We start from the raw sequence: 18,300 nt of genomic DNA, 5'->3' as shown, positions 1-18,300 counted from the left end.
GGAGAAAGCGTTATGGCTTTGATAAGTTTACGGCAATTACTCGATCACGCAGCCGAACACAGTTACGGCGTTCCCGCTTTTAACGTGAATAACATGGAGCAAGTGCAAGCCATCATGGGGGCGGCAAGTGCGACCGATAGCCCGGTGATCCTTCAAGCCTCCGCAGGGGCGAGAACATACGCCGGAGCGGGCTTTCTTCGTCACTTAATGATTGCGTCTGTCGAAGAATGGCCAGATATTCCGGTGGTGGTGCATCAAGACCATGGAGCATCACCGGGAATATGTCTTCAATCTATTCAACAGGGTTTTACGTCCGTTATGATGGATGGCTCTTTGTTAGAAGACATGAAGACACCTTCGAGCTATGAATACAACACTAACGTCACTCGACAAGTTGTTGAAATGGCGCATGCTGGTGGTGTATCCGTTGAAGGTGAACTTGGGTGTCTGGGTTCATTAGAAACGGGAACCGCAGGTGAAGAAGATGGCTCGGGTGCGGAAGGTATACTGAGCCATGATCAACTGCTTACCGACCCTGAAGAAGCCGCTGATTTTGTTCGTAGGACAGGGGTTGATGCGCTTGCAATTGCTATTGGAACGAGTCACGGTGCCTACAAATTCACGCGTCCTCCTACAGGCGACATTCTCGCTATCGACCGCATTAAAGCGATTCATGCAAGGATCCCTGATACTCACCTTGTAATGCACGGTTCCTCTTCCGTACCCCAAGATTGGCTACAAATTATCAATGAATATGGCGGTGACATGGGAGAAACCTATGGCGTGCCTGTTTCAGAAATTGTTGAAGGCATTAAACACGGGGTAAGAAAAGTAAATATTGATACCGATTTACGGATGGCTAGTACTGGTGCTGTTCGTCGTTTCCTTGCTGAAAACCCCAGTAACTTTGATCCTCGAAAATTCCTTATCGCAGCGACAAACGCAATGAAAGACCTTTGTACGGAAAGGTATGAAGCCTTTGGTTGTGCTGGAAACGCTTCAAAAATCAAATCTCTTAACCTTGAAGTCATGTCTGCCAGATATGCCCGTGGAGAACTGGACCCTTCGGTTCGTTGAAATGGATTCGAAAAGTGATTATCGAAGGAGAAAACTATGTCAATTAAACATCCCATCGTGGCTGTAACGGGTTCATCTGGAGCTGGCACGTCGACCGTAAAAAATGCCATGGAGCAAATTTTCCGTCGTAGCCAGTTTAATGCTGCTGTGATTGAAGGCGACAGTTACCACAAATACGATCGTGTAGAAATGCGCGAACGTTTAAGACGCGCTTATGAGAAAGGGAAGAATCTCAGTCATTTTGGTCCAGAAGGAAACGACTTCGCAGAGCTGGAAAAAACGTTTTCAGCCTATGCAGAAACGGGAACCGCACTTAGACGTTATTACATTCATAATGAGGAAGAAGCGGCTCTACACGGAGCTAAAACCGGCACATTTACTGATTGGAAGCCTATTCCCGAAGGGTCAGACCTTCTATTTTACGAGGGTTTACACGGCGGCGTAGTTACCCCGCAAAGTAACGTTGCGAAATTCGTGGATTTACTGATAGGCGTTGTGCCCATTGTAAATTTAGAGTGGATCCAAAAAATCCATCGCGATACCCATGTTCGAGGCTATAGTCGTGACGCAGTAACGGATACGATTCTACGAAGAATGCATGATTACGTGCATTTCATTACGCCACAGTTTTCTCTCACCGACGTTAACTTTCAACGCGTTCCCATGGTTGATACGTCTAATCCCTTTATCGCCCGAGATATTCCGACGCTGGATGAAAGTATGGTGGTGATTCGATTCCGAGATCCCAAAAAGACCGGTGTCGACTTCCAATACCTTCTTAACATGATTGATGGTTCGTTCATGTCTCGTCGAAACAATATCGTTGTTCCCGGCGGGAAAATGGGGCTGGCGATGGAGCTGATCATGCAACCTCTTATTGAAGAGTTGGTATTCAACGGGTCGAATCGCGTGAGTGTTGCGACCACACATGACAGATTCGCCAAAAAGCGTGAAATGCCAGTATAAGGAGGTTTAGCATCATGAGAAAGGGAACCACATTTACACGATTTATCATCGAAGAGCAGCGACGTATTCCTGAATCAACCGGAGAATTTACCTTGTTGCTAAGTTCCATTGTTACTGCCTGTAAAGAGATTTCGGACGATGTGAATCGCGGGCAACTTATCAATGTTCTCGGCAGTGCCGAAACGGAGAATGTACAAGGCGAAACCCAGAAGAAACTCGATATCATTTCCAACGAGGTCATGATACGTGCGATGGAGTGGTCCGGACATTTGGCAGGAATGGCGTCTGAAGAAATGGAAAACATGTATTCCATACCTAGCCGATTTCCTAAAGGAAAGTACTTATTGGTCTTTGATCCGCTCGATGGCTCTTCTAATACGGAAGTTAACGTGTCTATTGGCACCATATTTTCCATTCTTCGCTGCCCAGATGGCATTGCCGAACCGACAGAAGATGACTTCTACCAACCCGGAACGCGTCAGGTTTGTGCTGGGTATGTCCTATATGGACCGGCAACAAACCTTGTATTGACGACGGGTCAAGGGGTCAATGGATTTACGCTTGATCAGGATATCGGCGAATTCATTTTGACCCATCCAAAGCTCACCATTCCAGAGCGAACCAATGAATTTGCTATCAATATGTCGAACCAGAGACACTGGGAACCCGCAATAAGACGCTACATTGATGAGGTAGTCGCAGGAGAAGACGGCGTAAGAGGGAGAAATTTCAATACGCGCTGGGTCGCATCCATGGTTGCTGAAGTGCATAGGATATTGATGCGTGGAGGAATATTTCTCTATCCACGAGATAATCGTGACAACGTCACAGAAGGTAGATTGCGATTACTCTATGAGGCCAACCCAATGAGTTTCATCATCGAGCAGGCTGGTGGATCGGCATCAACAGGAAGAGAGCGGATCCTCTCTGTACAGCCTGAACATCTGCATCAACGAATCCCCGTGGTAATTGGCGCGAAGGAAGAAGTAGAGCGAGTCCATCGCTATCACATCGAAATGGACAAGGAGCTGACAGGCTCGCCGCCGCACCGACAAGTTAATTAGTTGTTCTCGTCTGTGTTGTTTTCATCCCACATGGAGAAGGAGCAACCCATGCTGAAACTCGAAAATATTCACGCAATTTGTTTTGACCTCGACGGTACGCTGGTGGATACAGCGAATGACTTGGCATTTGCTGCCGAGGAAATGATGGAAGAGCTTGGGCTTCCTTTTGGTGGAGTTGATGAAATTCGGAGCTGGGTGGGTGATGGTCACGAACGATTGATCCACAGGATCATCACTCGTCATCTCGATGGTGAAGTATCAGAAAACGTCTACAACATCGCGAATCCGATTTTCCATCGAGCATTAAGGAGTCGCCAGTATAGAAGCACACAGCTTTATCCTGATGCTGCAGATTGTCTAAGAAAGCTCGAAAGCATGGCCATTCCAAGGGCGTGTGTGACGAACAAGAATACAGCGCAAGCTTACGAGGTTCTCGACCACCTTGGTATTCGTCACTATTTTACCGTTGTGCTGGGGCAAGACTCAGTCGCTGAACCGAAACCATCACCAGATGGCATCTTTGAAGCAGCTGAGCATATGCGGGTTGATGCGATAAACGTGCTGATGGTAGGAGATTCGGTCAACGATGTGAGAGCGGCCAGAGCCGCAGGCAGCGCCGTTGTTGCCGTTTCTTACGGATATAACTACGGCATCGACATTAGCAGTGCAAATCCAGACTCTGTGATAAATAACTTGAATGCAATTCCAAAGATGATTGCGTAGCATCCAAGGTGAGCCTTATGTTGATGAAAAATGGAAATCAAGAGCTTGTCTCGATTTTATCAATGCCTGTCGAGTTGTGTGCGTTATACGTTGAAAATGTCATTCGTGATACGGCTAAGACGTGTATTTTGAACCGCTTTATGTCGAAGAGTGAAGGGGCATTACATGTACAACACAAAGAAGACTTGTCGGTTGTCACGTTAGCGGATAAGGAAGCCGAAACAGAAATTACCAATAAGTTGCTAGATCGCTGGCCTGATATTCCGGTATTAAGTGAAGAGCTCACCCTTGAAGAGCAGCAAGCGGTTTTAAACGACCATTCGGATACAATGTGGGTTCTCGATCCGCTCGATGGAACCAGTAATTTTGCCGCAGGCATTCCGTATTTTTGTACCTCTCTGGCCCTTATTCTTAACGGTCAGGTTGTGCTGGGGCTTGTTTATGATCCTTGTCGTGACGAAGCCTTTTTTGCCGCAAAAGGCAGTGGGGCTTTCCTTAATAACGAAGTGATTGATGAGTGGCAGGACAAAAACGCGTTGAGTCAGACCATGGCGTTGATCGACTTTAAGCGCTTGTCCTCGCCCTTGGCGATGGCCATTGCCGAAGCTCCGCCTTATCGTTCACAGCGGAGTTTTGGTGCAAGCGCGCTAGATTGGTGTTGGATCGCTGCAAATCGTTGTCAAATCTATCTTCATGGCAGTCAAAAACTGTGGGACTATGCGGCTGGGTCTTTGATTCTATCCGAAGCAGGCGGCGTGTCTTCGACGTTTCAAGGCGAAGCTGTGCTTGATTGCAGTCTGACACCTCGAAGTGTGATGGCAGGGGCGACGCCTCACTACTTTGAGGTATGGGATGAATGGTTAGAAAACAAGATTCCTGACACAGCGGACACCTGAACGCGTGCAAATGTCAGAGACAAAAAAGCCAGCAATATGCTGGCTTTCTTTTTTATCTATGCGTGGGATCAGTAATTGCCCCAGCTCACTTTTGCGTTGTCACCAGAAGGGCGCTTAGCCGCAGGCTTGCGTGACTGTCCATTTTTCGCTTGGTTAGGACGGTTACCTTGTGGCTTACGCGCAGGCTGTGCACCTGATTTATCACCTTGAGCTGGCTTATTTGTTTGCTCGCGGCGCGGTTTGTTTTCTGCCTGGTTACCGTCTTTCTGCTCAAAACGGTTTGGATTACGTGGCTTACCCTTTGCAAAGTTTGGCTTACGCTTTGGTGCGCCAGACTTATTACCTTCTTTCCCGTCACCAGAACGAGACTGCGAATTTGAGTTACCGTTTGCAGAATAAGGCTTCTTCGGTTTTTTTGGTTTCTTTGGCTTGATAGGGCGCGTATCCAGCCTTGACTCTGGAAGAGTGTTAGTCGCTTTAAAGCCTTCTAGTTCAAGACGTGGCAACACTTGTTGAATCAAACGCTCAATACCGAACAAGTCGTCGACTTCATCCGCACAAACCAGTGAAATTGCTTTACCTGCCTCACCTGCGCGGCCAGTACGACCGATGCGGTGCACGTAGTCTTCTGAAACATGCGGAATTTCGAAGTTAACCACTTGCGGCAATTGTGGAATATCGATACCACGCGCTGCAATGTCGGTTGCTACCAGTACACGCACATCGCCGGTTTTGAAATCAGCCAGTGCTTTAGTACGTGCGCTTTGGCTCTTGTTTCCATGGATTGGCGCGGCGGTAATACCTTCGTCATTCAGGAAATGCGATAGCTTATTTGCGCCATGTTTGGTGCGAGTAAATACCAGTACCTGTTTCCAGTTGCCATCTTTGATCAACTTAGAAAGCATCTCAGGTTTCTTTTTCTTGTCAGCAGGGTAAATACACTGCTCAACAGTACGCGCCGTTGAGTTAGCTGGCGTCACTGAAATTTCAACTGGGTTGTTAACCAAGCCTTTCGCTAATGCACGAATTTCGTCAGAGAAGGTTGCTGAGAACAGCAGGTTTTGACGGCTTTTTGGCAGCAGGTCTAGGATCTTTTTAATGTCGCGGAAGAAACCCATGTCCAGCATGCGGTCAGCTTCATCCAGTACAAGCACTTCTAACTGAGAAAACTTCACCGCATTTTGTTGATACAAATCCAACAAACGTCCCGGTGTGGCTACCAAAATGTCAGTGCCTTTACGAAGATTCATAAGCTGAGGATTAATTTTAACGCCCCCGAATACAACGCTAGAGCGCAAACGAAGGTGGCTGCTGTAACCAATCGCATTTTCATGGATTTGAGCCGCCAGTTCGCGAGTCGGCGTTAGGATCAACGCACGCACGTGGTTGCCTTTAACGCGAGGGCCATTACTCAAACGCTCGAGAATTGGCAGGACAAAGCCTGCTGTTTTACCTGTACCCGTCTGTGCTGCGGCCATCACGTCTTTGCCTTCCAGCACCGCGGGGATCGCTTGCGCCTGAATAGGAGACGGCGTGTCGTAACCTTTTTCTTGAATGGCACGAAGAATTGGAGCAGAGAGACCGAGTGAGGTAAAACTCATATATTTATTTCTCAACAAGATGACGCTCTTTTGTGAGCGTTGGCCGATGATTCGGCGCGTTTAGGAACAAAGGGGCGCTATTCTGCGCTTTTAGATCCACTAGAGCAATGAATATCTGGCGTTGAAGGCCGAAAACACGGGCTGAAAGGGGGCTAGGTGACATTTGATAGTGATGAAACGGTCTATTTTGTTAAGACTGATTCAGGGATAAGACGCATCAATAGGTTGTGCTTCATATAATTACCTGAGCTGATACCGTCACGAGTGTCCCTATGACGAAAGTGGAACCCTCCTTAATTGCTTGCCATGAATGTGGACTTGTTTCCGTGCTTCCAGCTTTGGAAAACGGCACAAAGGCGTCATGTCCGCGTTGTGGCCATACACTTGTCAGGCGAGTGGGGAATTGCACGGCGAAGGTTTCGGCATTCGGAATATCTTGTCTTGTGATGTTAGTGCTGAGTTGCGCATTTCCCTTTATGTCTTTTAGCGCAGGCGGGATCAGCCACCAGATTTCATTGATTGACGCACTTCAAGTGTTTCGCCATTTCGATAACAACACGCTCGCGGCGTTGCTGCTCTCAACGGTTATTTTCTTGCCGGCACTTTATATCATCATTGTGATTTACTTATTTGTGCTCGCCGAAAAGCAATCGCAGGGAAAGAAAACGTTCACTTCAGCGACTTGGGCAAAGCGACTTTGTCGCTTGGTCTTTCGCGTGGAGATTTGGCTGCTAGTCGATATTTTTCTTATTGGCGTTATTGTCAGTCTGGTAAAAATTGCAGCACTGGCAGATGTGAAGCTGGGCAGCGCATTTTGGAGTTATACTGCGTACAGCGCATTGGTCGTCTTGTTCTCTCGCGCCATAGATAAAGCATGGCTGTGGGACAACCTGTTTCCGTCATACTCGACAGGCAGTGTGAAATCAGGTGACACGCACTTATCTTTGAACCATACAGCATGCAGCCTGTGCCATCAGATCAACCCACATGATTCAGATGTCATTCCAACCCATTGTGGTCGTTGTAGTACCAAGCTCCATCATTTCGACCCCAATGTTAATGACAGTTGGGGTTGGTCGTTTCTGATCAGTGCCATCATTTTTTATATTCCCGCCAATTTGTACCCGATGATGTATACCGTCAGCTTTGGCAGTACAGAACGGTCGACCATTATGGATGGGGTTATTCTGCTGTGGCAGTTAGGCTCTTACCCCGTTGCCTCGATCATTTTTATCGCCAGTGTTTTCGTACCTATGACGAAGATGTTCATTATGATTTGGCTTCTTCGATCTTCACGAGCAAATATCTATGAAGACGACGCCAGCGCACTTAAAAAACTCAAATATTACCGATTTACCGAGTTAGTAGGGCGCTGGTCAATGATCGACGTCTTTGTGGTCGCTTTGCTGTCTGCATTGGTCAATTTGAAAGGGCTAATGAGCATTAGCCCTGGGCCAGCTGCCTTATATTTTGCCTTGGTGGTCTTTTTTACTATGTGCGCAGCGTTGGTGTTCGACCCACGCACATTCTGGGGGCCGTATCAAAAAGCAATGCCAAATAATGATCAGCGTTTGATTGTTCAACCTACGTGAGTTGATAGATGAGTGAACAAGAAGAAATAACAGCGAAAATCAAAAAAGGGCATTCATTTTCTGCCGTATGGATCTTGCCTATCGTATCGTTAGCGATTGGTATTTGGATGTTTTATCAATACCAAAGCAACCAAGGAACACTGATTACCTTGTATGTAAAAACGGCGGAAGGTATCGAAGCGGGCAAAACAGAGATCCGGGCCCTGAGCGTGAAGGTTGGTGAAGTCACAGAGGTGTCCCTTAACGACGACTATTCAGCGATCGTGCTAAAAGCAAGGATGGATAAAGATGCGAACCGAATGCTGTTGCAAGATTCAACCTTTTGGGTCGTTAAACCTCGTATTGGTAAAGAAGGCGTGTCCGGCCTACAAACTTTACTTTCAGGCGCATATATCGCATTGCGGCCGGGTCAGTCTGAGGAAACGGAAGATACGTTCACCGTTTTAGAAGTGCCTCCTGTGGCTCCTCCTGATGCCAAAGGGTTGAGAGTGGTATTGTCAGCACAAAAGGCGGGCAAGCTTTCCGTTGGCGACCCGGTGTTGTTTGACGGTTTCACGGTTGGCCGTGTGGAAAACGTCAGTTTTGATATCGAAAAACAAAAAGCGGCTTACCAACTGTTTGTGTTCGAACCTTATGATTCGCTGATACGAAGCGAAACACGGTTTTGGTTAACGTCAGGCTTAAACATTAAGCTTAATGCGCAAGGATTTGACGTTGAAGTCGCCTCATTGGAATCGCTCATCAGTGGCGGAGTGACATTCGCTGTGCCTAACGGTCAACCTTCTGGCCATCCTGTTACAGAACAGATGACAAGCTTCAGGCTGTTTGATGACATCAAGCAAGTTCAAGAACAGATGTACGATAACTATTTAGAGTACGCGCTCTTGTTTGGAGAATCTGTTAGGGGGTTGAACCATGGCGCACCCGTAGAGTATCGAGGCATACGAATAGGGACCGTTGAGAAAGTGCCGCTGCATTTGAACGATAAAAAGCATGGATTCGCATCAAAACAGATCCCCGTGCTTATTCATATCGAAATAGAGCGAATATTGGAGCCGACACTGACCATTACCGCAGAAGAGTTGATTGAGGATTTTGACAACGAGTTTAAGAATGGCCTTCGTGCGACATTAAAAACAGGGAACTTACTCACCGGTGCGCTATATATTGACACCGACTTCTATAAAGATGAAGTCGACAAAAACTATGAAAAAAGCTATCGCGGCTATCGGAATTTCCCAACGGTTTCAGGCGATTTTGTGCAATTCCAACGTCAAATAGGCAGCATTCTTAATAAGCTGAATAACCTACCTGTAGAAAACGTGCTGACATCTTTGGACGGCACGCTAAAAACGACACAGCAAACAATAGGTACGGTCAATGACGCAGCAAAAGAGCTCGATTCGCTGCTAAAACGTCTTGATAACTTAGCCAAAAAAGACGAAACGCAGAAGTTACCCAAAGAAATACGCGAAACGCTTCAGCAACTACAAATAACGTTGAAAGGGTTTAGTCCTGATTCGGCTTCTTATCAACAACTTCAAGACACCATGAAGAGCTTCAATGACGCGATGGATGAATTCGGACCATTAATGAAAAAACTCAACCAAAAACCTGATGCATTGATCTTTGGTGAAAATCCGGAAGGGGATCCGGTTCCAGTAAAAGGGAGTCACAAATGAAGCGTATCGCCGCACTGAGTCTTTTGGCCATGCTTACTGTCGCTTGCAGCAGCACAGATGTACCTAAGACTACCAATTACCTGTTGCCAGCAGTGGATACAACCACCATTAAATACAATAAAGACATGCCCATCTTAATTGTTCAGCCAGTCAACGTCGCCGAATACCTCACATCAAGCAATGGCATCGCGTATCGTACCGCTAAAAATGAAGTGGTGATTGGGCAATACAACCTATGGGGTGAAGACATTGCCAATCAGATTTCGGAACGACTAACAGCAGAATTAAAAAAGCAGCACTTAGACAAGTGGCCAGCACTCCCAACACCGGCATTGAATGGGTTAGGCCGAATGACATTAGAGGTGAATGTGAGTCGGTTCGATGGTAATTATGAAGGTGACGCAACCTTTGCCGGAGATTGGTCTATTCTCAATAATGAAGGTGACATTGTCACTTCTCAAGGGTTTGAAATTAATGAACCTTTATCTCAGGAAGGATATCCTGCGCTGGTCGCTGCGTTGGGGCGAGCGTTAACGGGTTTGTCGGTTGAAATAGCCGATGTTTTAAGAAAATAAGCGTAGGCCTTAGTGAGCTAGCCGAATGTTGTAGCTTCATTCATTAGTGACGGATTTCAAAGCGGCCTGAATACACATTCAGGCCGCTTTTTTTTGAATTAAATTTGAAATTAATTTGCGTAATTTGAACGTCGAAGCGTCAATTAAAATCAATAGGGGAGTCAGCCATAATCCGCTCGCATTAACAAATCCAAGAGTGGTAAAAATGGAATTCAAGAAAACGATGATGATTGCTAAGTCAACAATTGCAGCGGGCTTTGCACTTGCTTTAACAGGCTGTGGTTCAGATACGAAAGTGAATTTGGGTAAAGATTTTGACTATGAAGATTCAACGCTTTATGTATTTTCCAACGCAAAAGACACCATGTTCGACCCAGAGCATTTCCAAAAAGTCGCGCAAACGTTAACAACGAAGAAAGACTTTATGCTGTCACACAGTGTCGAAGAGTCACAGAAAGCGATTGAGCAGTTGAACGCAATGAAAGCGGGCATCGAAACACTCGCTCTTACCAGTGAAGAAAAATCATCGTATTTGACTGCAATTGAAGACGCCACGAAAACACACAATCAGTTCATTGGGTTTTATACATCGCTCTATGACACGAAATTAGACCAATACGCAGCAGAGAAATACCCTGAAGTTATCAAAGGGATCAGTGAGGCGGAGTCACAGTTACAACAATATAAAGACGCCGTTGCGCCGTCGAAAACTAAACTAGTTAACGCAAACAAGCACGTGACTAAGAGTGTCGAGAATTTCCGAACTCAGTACGCCATTTTGGAAGCGGAAGCTAAGCAGTTTGTCATCGACAATGAAATTGTATTGCCACTAAAAGAAGTGCGCTTCTTTACATCTTACAGAGAAAGCGAACCGGAAAAGGATGGTTCTTGTGAAAAAATCGAGGGTTCAAAGTACGCTGACTACGGTGTTTACTTCGAAAGCACAAAACAGTGTCACTACGTAAAAACAAACAACAGTACTGATGACATGTATCGTTTCTCTGAGTCGCAGGCTTCTGCATATGAGGCTATTCTAACTAAACACCAGAAAGCGATGGACGACGTAGCACTTAAACTAAGCGAAGCGCGCGAACTGGTCACCATTGCGAAGCGTGAACTAAAGAAATCTGAGCTTCTTGCTTCAAACAAGTACGGTGGAAATGAGCGTAAATTGACGTCAGCGGTATATAACGCACACAACAGACTAGACCATCAAACAAACGGCGCGTATGACGCTAGCGACAAAGAGTGGCAGCCTATTAGGAGCAACATTCTCAGCCGAGCTCAATCCAAGCTTTACGATATTATCAACGAGCTAAAGGAGAAAGACGGTTTACCGCAGTTCTCATTTGAAAAAGAATACCATGTCTTTAGCGCAGAAAAGGCGTTGCCAGTACTAGCGAATCTCGCGCGTAAAGACCTTGAGAAGGCAACGCAGTTCAGCGATATCGATGACGAAGGGAATCTAAGCACAGATGGAATGATCACTGACGATACACTGCAAATCGTTGTCCTTGATACAAAAGATGCCAAACTCGTGGCAAATCTATCTAACTTTCTGAATAAAGATGATATTCAAATGCTGACGCAGCGCGAGTCGTTCGATGAGACGGCAGAGCCGATCACCGTGGCCACGAAGATTGCCGAGGAAAAATACTACAACCATTTCAACGAGATCAAACAAGCTCTCGCAGAAAAGTTTAATTACTACTGATTGCCCGCATAAAACCAAAAGCCTCGGAAGTCCGGGGCTTTTTTCAAATCACGCAAAACACGCCAAGTGCTAAGTCGCCGCCAATCCAAATAATTGTCAGTAGATAAATAAGCAGACAGGAAACCATGTTTAGTGGCTGCTTATTGATAAGCTGGTAATTATATACTTTATGGTAAATAGAAATTACGTTTAATAGACTGATTTTAAAGAAGAAAGAAGGGTCATCGCAGGCAGTAGAGAGCCACATTTCACGTACCGGCATATCCCATTTAACATAAGATAGATAATGCGCACTGAGAGTGTAATCCCAAAGCGATAACGTCCTAATTTTCCCAAGTAAAAATGTCCTTGTTGCCTACAGTTTGTAGACACCATTTTTCTTGGAGATGTTGGGATGTTTATCACTATGAGTCGTCTCGAACTTGATCGATTAGCCATTGTGCGTGACGCCAGCGAAAAACGATTAAGACGTCAAGACGCCGCCGAGATGCTTTCCTTAAGTTATCGCCAGCTACAACGCCTAATAACTGCCTATCGGCAGCACGGTCCTTCAGCTTTAGCTCACGGTAATCGTGGCAAGCCATCATCAAATCGTATTGATGATAACGTTCGTGTTCGCGCACTTTCTCTAATACGTCGCTTATACCCAGATTTTGGCCCAAGCCTGGCACATGAAAAACTGTTAGAGAAGCATCAGTTATCGGTATCTTTAGAGACGCTTAGGCAATGGATGATTTCTGACGGCCTTTGGGTGCCGCATGCTCAGCGACAACCTAGAGTTTACCAGCCCCGCCAACGTCGTGATTGCCTTGGCGAATTAGTCCAAATTGATGGCTCACACCATGATTGGTTTGAAGGTCGTAGTCCGAAGTGTTGCTTATTGGTGTTTATTGATGATGCCACTGGCCGCTTGATGAACTTGCGTTTTAGTGAAACGGAATCAGCGTTTGATTACATGATGGCAACTCGGGCTTATATAGAACGCCGTGGTAAGCCAACGGCTTTTTACAGCGATCGCCACTCCATTTTCCATGCCAGCAATAAAAACGCTATAGAATCAAAATACCCAACGCAATACGGCCGCGTCTTGAAAGATCTTCATATCGAACTTATCTGCGCAAATAGCTCTCAGGCAAAAGGACGTGTTGAACGTGCAAACAAAACGCTCCAAGACCGCTTACTAAAGGAAATGCGGCTACAAGGAATTAGTAATATCGAGGATGCGAATGAGTGGCTGCCCTACTTCATTGCCGACTTTAACAAACGGTTTGCGAAAGCTGCCAAATTCCCTAAAGACATGCACCGCAAGGTGCAGCAAACAGCTGAAGAATTGGATGATATATTCTCTTGGCAAGAAGTACGTAAACTCTCCGGCTCGCTTACATTTCAATATGACAAGGTTTTGTATTTAATTGAAGATACAGAAGAAAATACTCGCCTTGTTCGCGAGAACGTTTTAGTCCTCGATTACCCTGATGGACGTATCGCAGTCAAATACGGCGAAAGGAAATTAACTTTCCGCACATTCGATAAACTAGAAAAAGTAGATCAAGGGCAAGTTGTTGATAATAAACGCCTTGGCAACGTGCTTAGGTTTGCGCAGCAGAAACAAGAAGAACTTGAAAAAGCCGAGAAAAGAGAAAGAAGCAAAAGTGGGCCCAAGCGACGAGCCCAACGGCGTGAGCTAACAAGACTTCAAAACATCAATCCTGTGCTAATGGATACCAAGACAAAGTAATGGCTACGATAACCCCTTTTCTCAAGCGTTGTTGAGGTCTTTACGAATCGCGTCTAGCAACAGATTAAATGCTTTATCACGAAGTTCTCTGGGGCAATCATTTGTATCAACAATTTCTTGTGCATATTTTGACACATCTGACGAGCCAAAGATCTGGCACTTAGTTTGCCATAACGCATATGCTTTAGAGTTTTCATTTGAGGGCTTTACAGCTGCATCATGCAGCGCGTTCAATAATCCGATGTGAGCCGCTTTCTTTTCTTCATAACGACGGTCATTTTGTTTTGCTTTTTGGGTTGTAACGTGACCAAAAAAGGTATTTAGCAAACTGCCAACGCCTAAACCACCAAGCATTGCCAGAATCGTGTTGATTTCCATCCCAAAACCTCATGAAGGGTTTCACTTAATTAGGTCATTCATATTACCAGATCAAGCCAATACAATACCTTTCACTCACTCAAAAAGAGACATTTTCACTTTGAAAAAAGAAGGACATTTCAACTTAGGATTGACAGAGAGTGTTAGAACTCTTTAGTAATGTCACTTTTAAGCAAAGTTCAAATGTCCCCCTTAGCTAGTCTTTTTGCACAAAGGTTGGCCAAGGGATACACGAGATGTTGATAACCATGAGTGACAAAGAAATTGATCGCGCTGATTTTATCCGTGATATTTGTTGCCATCGCCTTCGACGCAAAGATGCTGCTGCTCTGTTGGTTAAACGGCTAATGAATCAGTATCGCCAGTCCGGTATCGAAGGACTGGTCTCTAAACGTCGGGCGCAGGTAAGAACTATTGGTCGTAACCCAGTACTAGATTAAATATTAATGCACTCGGGATATATTTATTCTCAAGTCGTTAATTAATAGGTTAACCACATTCTCTTGGTCAACATTGCGCCAATCAGTTGTGATCATTTGATTGCCGATATTTAAGCGTAAATCTTGGGAGAAAAGCTTTTCAGACAGTGTATCGCCCGTGATTTTCTCATAGACTTCAGGCAAAACTCTTGCCTTCAAATTACGTCCATGCAGTTCAAGTTTCATCATTTCAATATTTTTCTGATTTTTCGCCCACGTAACGAATTCGAACAGTCTATCTTTATCGATGTTGCTTAAATCTACGTGCATGTTGTATCCCCTAGTCTGTTTTTATTCACTATAGACATTTTTATCCTCTATGAATGAAAAATCAGACAGGACAGTTTACTAATCGTTAACGGATCTGTTCAACCCAAACTCAGCGATACCTTCCACTTACCCACAAACCACAAAGTGACATTTCAACTTAGGGTACAACATACAGATTAATCTCGTGTTATCATGCTTTTATTCCATTCCCCCTATCTTGAGGTTACTTTGAACGCAAAAAATATGCTAGGACAAGAAGCTATTGTTGTACTTGCCTTGACAGGGTTAGTTTACATTTCTGTCTTTAATTATGAGATGAGCTATCTTAGCTACTTTGGTATACCAATGGACTTTGTTTCAGTGTCTTTGGATAGGCTTGTAATCACCGGTGGTAAGTTATTTCTATTTATTGGTATAGTGATATTTGTGTATCACCATGCACTACTATTTATACAACCTTTAGCTAAATCAGACGCATTAAAACGGCTTATAAGTAAGCATGGTTTCATGATTTCTAGCTCAATTGCTTTTTTAATTATAGGTTTTGAAGGGTTAGGCTATCTCATCTATCTAGTTGTTTTTCCTTTCGGATTACTGCTGTTCGATGTAATCCCCCCATTTCTGGATACTAAAAAATCAAACTCTAAGTATGATCAGGAACTTGAACGGTGGTTAGATACTCAAGTTGAATGCGACAACAGTTCTGGATTAGCATCTCTAGTTAAGTCTGAACATGGCAAAACGATTTTTCTATGTGTGATGTTAACGTTGTTATCTATCTTCTTTTCAAGGGCTTTGGGTAACTCTGAAGCAAGCAATATGACCTCAATATTTGTTACCGAAAACGGTAAAGCCATAATTCGAGTCGCAGATGGTAATGGGCTAACGCTAGACTATATCGAAGAAAGTAAAACTCTAGGTAACAATATCAAACTAATGAGCCTTGCGGGACAGTCATTATCTAGAAAAGATTTAATTGCAGAGTAAAAAACGCCTAACGGCGTTTTTCTTTTAACCGTTAAATCAATCTGCTGTATTTGAGAAGTCGGAGTGTAGCTTTATTATCAAGATACGCATCCTAGCAAACATTGCCAGCCTATACTTATACTGTTCCCCCAATCGATTACGCAAACGTTTGGTTATATTTGATCGCAAATATATTCACTAAACGCATGAATAATTGATGCTTTTAGGCCAATACCACAGTAATATCGCGCACCACTTTTTTCGTGCCACACCATCATGAAACACCAAGGCTTTACTCTCGTTGAAATCGTCTGCGTTGTCGCGATTTTGACCATTCTCTCAGTTACTGCTGTACCACGTTTTATCGCTATTGTTAGCGACAGTCGAGCGTCATCACTAGAGAATGTTGCTTCTGCAGTGGAATCGGCGATTACCATGTTCAGAACGCAAGCTATGATGGCTGGCGCGACTGATAAGTTAACGATTAACGGTGAGACCATAAAAGTTGGTCATGACAACTACCCTATCTTTTCTCGCAGAAACAATCGGCTACAAGATCAAGTAAATGCATTGGTGTCATTGGGTAGCAACTTTCGCATCGCATCTGATGAAGATACGCGTGACGAAGACGGCGGATTCGTGGTTATGTTTAGAGATCTCGATGAAGATGTGGAGTGCTATTTCGAATATGAACCACCCGAATCTGACGACGATGATGACGATGATGACGATGCAGAGTTTGAGGTTGAAGACGACGACTGCTAACGCGCAGTCGTTTAATAACTCGCGCCTTAGGGTGATCACAAGACTCTGTAAATAAGCGGTCTGCACGTTATACATATGGTTTGGCCAGTCGCACTTTTTCATTTGAACGCTGAAATACATCCCTAAAATAAGCAACATACGCCCTGTCTTGCGCCTTTGATTGAATACTCTGTTTCCGCTATTTCTCATTCACTCAAACGTAAGGAAATAGTATGCGACAGGAGTTGCCTTTACTTACCCCCATCCGCGGGTTTGCTGCGTTATTCGTAGCGTATTTTCATGCGCGTCTTGTTCTCTTTCCGCAGTTCAGAGACGAAATTGCCAGCCATACATTGTTTCTTGAAGTCGGTTTTATCTGGGTTGATCTGTTTTTCATACTCAGTGGCTTCGTGATGATGCACGTCTACCGAGATTCATTTACTTCTGGATTGAGTTTTAAAGCCTGGAGACAGTTTATGTGGCTTAGGTTTAGCCGTATCTACCCGTTGTTTCTAGTGACAATTGCCGTTTTGGTGCTGTGGGAAACATTCAAATATTTCAATGGGATCTTATTCTACGGTGGCCCGTTATTAGAGTATTGGGGATTAAGCGGCATCCCAGCGTTCCAAGGGCCTTACAATGTCCCACAAACTCTGATGTCGAACTTGTTTTTACTTCAAAGTCTCGATGCCTCTTCAGCGTTAACGTGGAACTTCCCCGCTTGGTCGCTTAGCGTCGAGTGGCTAAGTTATATGCTGTTTCCGGTTATTGTGTGCATGGTTCCCCACGGTGCAAAACGCGGAGTTTGGTTGCCCATCTTAATGCTGTTTTTGCTCTACAGCATGGCGACAACTCACGGCACTATCGATTTAACGTCTGGCCCACAAGCCTTGTTCCGCGCACTATGTGGATTCACACTCGGTATGTGGCTAAGTATGGTTAACCTCCCTACTCTCGTTAAACGACTAGCAAACAATGACGTAGTCATGTTTTCGATTGTCGCGGCGATGATTTATTTGCTACATGCAGGCGCATCAATTCAGCAAGGCGTGATGGTTTATGCGCTTTTTGGATTGCTTGTTCTATTTGGTGCAAATCAAGAGAAACGTCGTTCATTGTTTTTGGCTATCTTTGACAACCGAGCGACACGCTTCCTCGGTGATATTTCCTACTCTTTGTATTTATGGCATGCCGTGGTCTTGTTGGTCGGGGTTGAAGTCGTTAACTACCTTGCGCCTGAGTTTTTGTCATGGTGGTATGAACAAACGACGGGCTATTATCTGGCACTGTCGATGGTTTTGTTCACGGCATTTCTTATTGCGTTATCGACGCTGACATATCGGTTTATTGAACGACCGGCACTAAAAGCGTTGAGGCGTGTAGGTAAGAATAAACACGTTGAATTGGACTCCAACCAAGTCAGTTAGATGCACAAAAATTGCCTGAGATCGTCAGGCATTTTTTTCTCTTATGATCCTTCGGTTTTTTAGATGCCACGCACCAATGTAATTACCGTATTTTGTAGTTACATTTTTCAGGAACCGAGCTCGAAAATTTGAACCTTAATCTTGTAGTACGTGCCCTATGTACTAAGTTTATCTTAACAGAACGGCGGGCTTAGTAAGTTGTGTTTTTTTAATGAGTTACCGAACATTTAAGCGTACTGAATCTGCTTTAAAATAAAACAATATTTCTGTCTCTTTTACCTCCCATTAGGACGCATATGCGTCCTTTTTTTTTGCCTGAAATATAGGCGTTACAATCAGCAGAAAATGAAGTTATCTCGATAAGGGTTTAACCCTCTTATGCGGATATGTTTTCATACCACACATTAG

17 protein-coding genes are annotated in these 18,300 nt (G+C 44.7%); 14 read left to right on the top strand and 3 right to left on the bottom strand.

The annotated features are described in order from the left end of the window. Positions 1 to 12: 12 nt before the first annotated feature. The 5 genes from fba to LRP49_RS05675 are packed head-to-tail and all read left to right on the top strand — an operon-like array spanning position 13 to position 4,726. Positions 13 to 1,077, top strand: a complete 1,065-nt coding sequence (gene fba, locus LRP49_RS05695) for a class II fructose-bisphosphate aldolase (protein ID WP_274140831.1) — start codon at positions 13 to 15, stop codon at positions 1,075 to 1,077. Between the two features lie 36 nt (positions 1,078 to 1,113). Continuing rightward, complete coding sequence (locus tag LRP49_RS05690; protein WP_274140830.1) at positions 1,114 to 2,043, top strand: phosphoribulokinase; 930 nt, start codon at positions 1,114 to 1,116, stop codon at positions 2,041 to 2,043. Between the two features lie 14 nt (positions 2,044 to 2,057). Beyond that, positions 2,058 to 3,107: a class 1 fructose-bisphosphatase gene (locus LRP49_RS05685; RefSeq protein WP_274140829.1), complete on the top strand. Its 1,050-nt coding sequence runs from the start codon at positions 2,058 to 2,060 to the stop codon at positions 3,105 to 3,107. A gap of 48 nt (positions 3,108 to 3,155) precedes the next feature. Next, entirely contained in the window at positions 3,156 to 3,830 is a 675-nt protein-coding gene (locus tag LRP49_RS05680; RefSeq protein WP_274140828.1) for a phosphoglycolate phosphatase, read from the top strand. A 17-nt stretch (positions 3,831 to 3,847) separates the two neighbouring features. After that, positions 3,848 to 4,726 (top strand): inositol monophosphatase family protein, encoded by an 879-nt coding sequence (locus LRP49_RS05675; protein ID WP_274140827.1) that lies wholly within the window; start codon positions 3,848 to 3,850, stop codon positions 4,724 to 4,726. A gap of 68 nt (positions 4,727 to 4,794) precedes the next feature. Here LRP49_RS05675 and LRP49_RS05670 read toward each other — a convergent pair whose 3' ends face one another. Beyond that, a complete protein-coding gene (locus tag LRP49_RS05670) occupies positions 4,795 to 6,327 on the bottom strand; it encodes a DEAD/DEAH box helicase (RefSeq protein WP_274140825.1) in 1,533 nt (510 codons plus the stop codon). Positions 6,328 to 6,599: 272 nt separating this feature from the next. Between LRP49_RS05670 and LRP49_RS05665 the strand changes: the two genes are divergently transcribed. The 5 genes from LRP49_RS05665 (at position 6,600) to LRP49_RS05645 (ending at position 13,628) form a co-directional block, all read left to right on the top strand. Beyond that, entirely contained in the window at positions 6,600 to 7,919 is a 1,320-nt protein-coding gene (locus LRP49_RS05665; protein ID WP_274140824.1) for a paraquat-inducible protein A, read from the top strand. Between the two features lie 8 nt (positions 7,920 to 7,927). Continuing rightward, on the top strand, positions 7,928 to 9,601 hold the full coding sequence (gene pqiB, locus LRP49_RS05660; RefSeq protein WP_274140823.1) for an intermembrane transport protein PqiB: 1,674 nt from the start codon (positions 7,928 to 7,930) through the stop codon (positions 9,599 to 9,601). Next, on the top strand, positions 9,598 to 10,176 hold the full coding sequence (locus tag LRP49_RS05655; RefSeq protein WP_274140821.1) for a PqiC family protein: 579 nt from the start codon (positions 9,598 to 9,600) through the stop codon (positions 10,174 to 10,176). Before pqiB ends, LRP49_RS05655 begins: the two co-directional genes overlap by 4 nt. A 205-nt stretch (positions 10,177 to 10,381) precedes the next feature. Continuing rightward, positions 10,382 to 11,890 (top strand): hypothetical protein, encoded by a 1,509-nt coding sequence (locus LRP49_RS05650; RefSeq protein ID WP_274140820.1) that lies wholly within the window; start codon positions 10,382 to 10,384, stop codon positions 11,888 to 11,890. Between the two features lie 406 nt (positions 11,891 to 12,296). Beyond that, entirely contained in the window at positions 12,297 to 13,628 is a 1,332-nt protein-coding gene (locus LRP49_RS05645; protein WP_274141194.1) for an ISNCY family transposase, read from the top strand. Positions 13,629 to 13,649: 21 nt separating this feature from the next. Here LRP49_RS05645 and LRP49_RS05640 read toward each other — a convergent pair whose 3' ends face one another. Then, on the bottom strand, positions 13,650 to 14,006 hold the full coding sequence (locus LRP49_RS05640) for a hypothetical protein (RefSeq protein WP_274140819.1): 357 nt from the start codon (positions 14,004 to 14,006) through the stop codon (positions 13,650 to 13,652). Between the two features lie 236 nt (positions 14,007 to 14,242). On the opposite strand from LRP49_RS05640, the gene LRP49_RS05635 reads away from it, so the two are divergent. Then, a complete protein-coding gene (locus LRP49_RS05635) occupies positions 14,243 to 14,446 on the top strand; it encodes a hypothetical protein (protein ID WP_274140818.1) in 204 nt (67 codons plus the stop codon). A 3-nt stretch (positions 14,447 to 14,449) separates the two neighbouring features. On the opposite strand, the gene LRP49_RS05630 is transcribed toward LRP49_RS05635, so the two are convergent. After that, positions 14,450 to 14,755 carry a hypothetical protein gene (locus LRP49_RS05630; RefSeq protein ID WP_274140817.1) on the bottom strand — a complete coding sequence of 102 codons (306 nt, stop codon included), beginning with the start codon at positions 14,753 to 14,755 and terminating at the stop codon, positions 14,450 to 14,452. A 243-nt stretch (positions 14,756 to 14,998) separates the two neighbouring features. Between LRP49_RS05630 and LRP49_RS05625 the strand changes: the two genes are divergently transcribed. From LRP49_RS05625 to LRP49_RS05615, 3 genes are all read left to right on the top strand, one after another. Continuing rightward, a complete protein-coding gene (locus tag LRP49_RS05625; RefSeq protein WP_274140815.1) occupies positions 14,999 to 15,742 on the top strand; it encodes a hypothetical protein in 744 nt (247 codons plus the stop codon). 255 nt (positions 15,743 to 15,997) lie between these two features. After that, a complete protein-coding gene (locus tag LRP49_RS05620; protein ID WP_274140813.1) occupies positions 15,998 to 16,486 on the top strand; it encodes a type II secretion system protein in 489 nt (162 codons plus the stop codon). Positions 16,487 to 16,698: 212 nt separating this feature from the next. After that, positions 16,699 to 17,892 (top strand): acyltransferase family protein, encoded by a 1,194-nt coding sequence (locus LRP49_RS05615; RefSeq protein ID WP_274140811.1) that lies wholly within the window; start codon positions 16,699 to 16,701, stop codon positions 17,890 to 17,892. The last annotated feature ends 408 nt before the right edge of the window (positions 17,893 to 18,300 follow it).

The organism is Enterovibrio qingdaonensis, from assembly GCF_028683135.1.
Taxonomy (GTDB): Bacteria; Pseudomonadota; Gammaproteobacteria; order Enterobacterales; family Vibrionaceae; genus Enterovibrio; species Enterovibrio qingdaonensis.
This window is presented reverse-complemented; position numbering and strand designations above follow the sequence as displayed.

Bases quoted from the DNA above. Each gene is read 5' to 3' on its own strand.
- pqiB (WP_274140823.1), top strand. From the start codon at position 7,928: ATGAGTGAACAAGAAGAAATAACAGCGAAAATCAAAAAAGGGCATTCA.
- LRP49_RS05620 (WP_274140813.1), top strand. From the start codon at position 15,998: ATGAAACACCAAGGCTTTACTCTCGTTGAAATCGTCTGCGTTGTCGCG.
- LRP49_RS05665 (WP_274140824.1), top strand. From the start codon at position 6,600: ATGACGAAAGTGGAACCCTCCTTAATTGCTTGCCATGAATGTGGACTT.
- LRP49_RS05615 (WP_274140811.1), top strand. From the start codon at position 16,699: ATGCGACAGGAGTTGCCTTTACTTACCCCCATCCGCGGGTTTGCTGCG.
- LRP49_RS05630 (WP_274140817.1), bottom strand. From the start codon at position 14,755: ATGCACGTAGATTTAAGCAACATCGATAAAGATAGACTGTTCGAATTC.
- LRP49_RS05655 (WP_274140821.1), top strand. From the start codon at position 9,598: ATGAAGCGTATCGCCGCACTGAGTCTTTTGGCCATGCTTACTGTCGCT.
- LRP49_RS05680 (WP_274140828.1), top strand. From the start codon at position 3,156: ATGCTGAAACTCGAAAATATTCACGCAATTTGTTTTGACCTCGACGGT.
- LRP49_RS05690 (WP_274140830.1), top strand. From the start codon at position 1,114: ATGTCAATTAAACATCCCATCGTGGCTGTAACGGGTTCATCTGGAGCT.
- LRP49_RS05645 (WP_274141194.1), top strand. From the start codon at position 12,297: ATGAGTCGTCTCGAACTTGATCGATTAGCCATTGTGCGTGACGCCAGC.
- fba (WP_274140831.1), top strand. From the start codon at position 13: ATGGCTTTGATAAGTTTACGGCAATTACTCGATCACGCAGCCGAACAC.
- LRP49_RS05675 (WP_274140827.1), top strand. From the start codon at position 3,848: ATGTTGATGAAAAATGGAAATCAAGAGCTTGTCTCGATTTTATCAATG.
- LRP49_RS05625 (WP_274140815.1), top strand. From the start codon at position 14,999: ATGCTAGGACAAGAAGCTATTGTTGTACTTGCCTTGACAGGGTTAGTT.
- LRP49_RS05670 (WP_274140825.1), bottom strand. From the start codon at position 6,327: ATGAGTTTTACCTCACTCGGTCTCTCTGCTCCAATTCTTCGTGCCATT.
- LRP49_RS05650 (WP_274140820.1), top strand. From the start codon at position 10,382: ATGGAATTCAAGAAAACGATGATGATTGCTAAGTCAACAATTGCAGCG.
- LRP49_RS05640 (WP_274140819.1), bottom strand. From the start codon at position 14,006: ATGGAAATCAACACGATTCTGGCAATGCTTGGTGGTTTAGGCGTTGGC.
- LRP49_RS05635 (WP_274140818.1), top strand. From the start codon at position 14,243: ATGTTGATAACCATGAGTGACAAAGAAATTGATCGCGCTGATTTTATC.
- LRP49_RS05685 (WP_274140829.1), top strand. From the start codon at position 2,058: ATGAGAAAGGGAACCACATTTACACGATTTATCATCGAAGAGCAGCGA.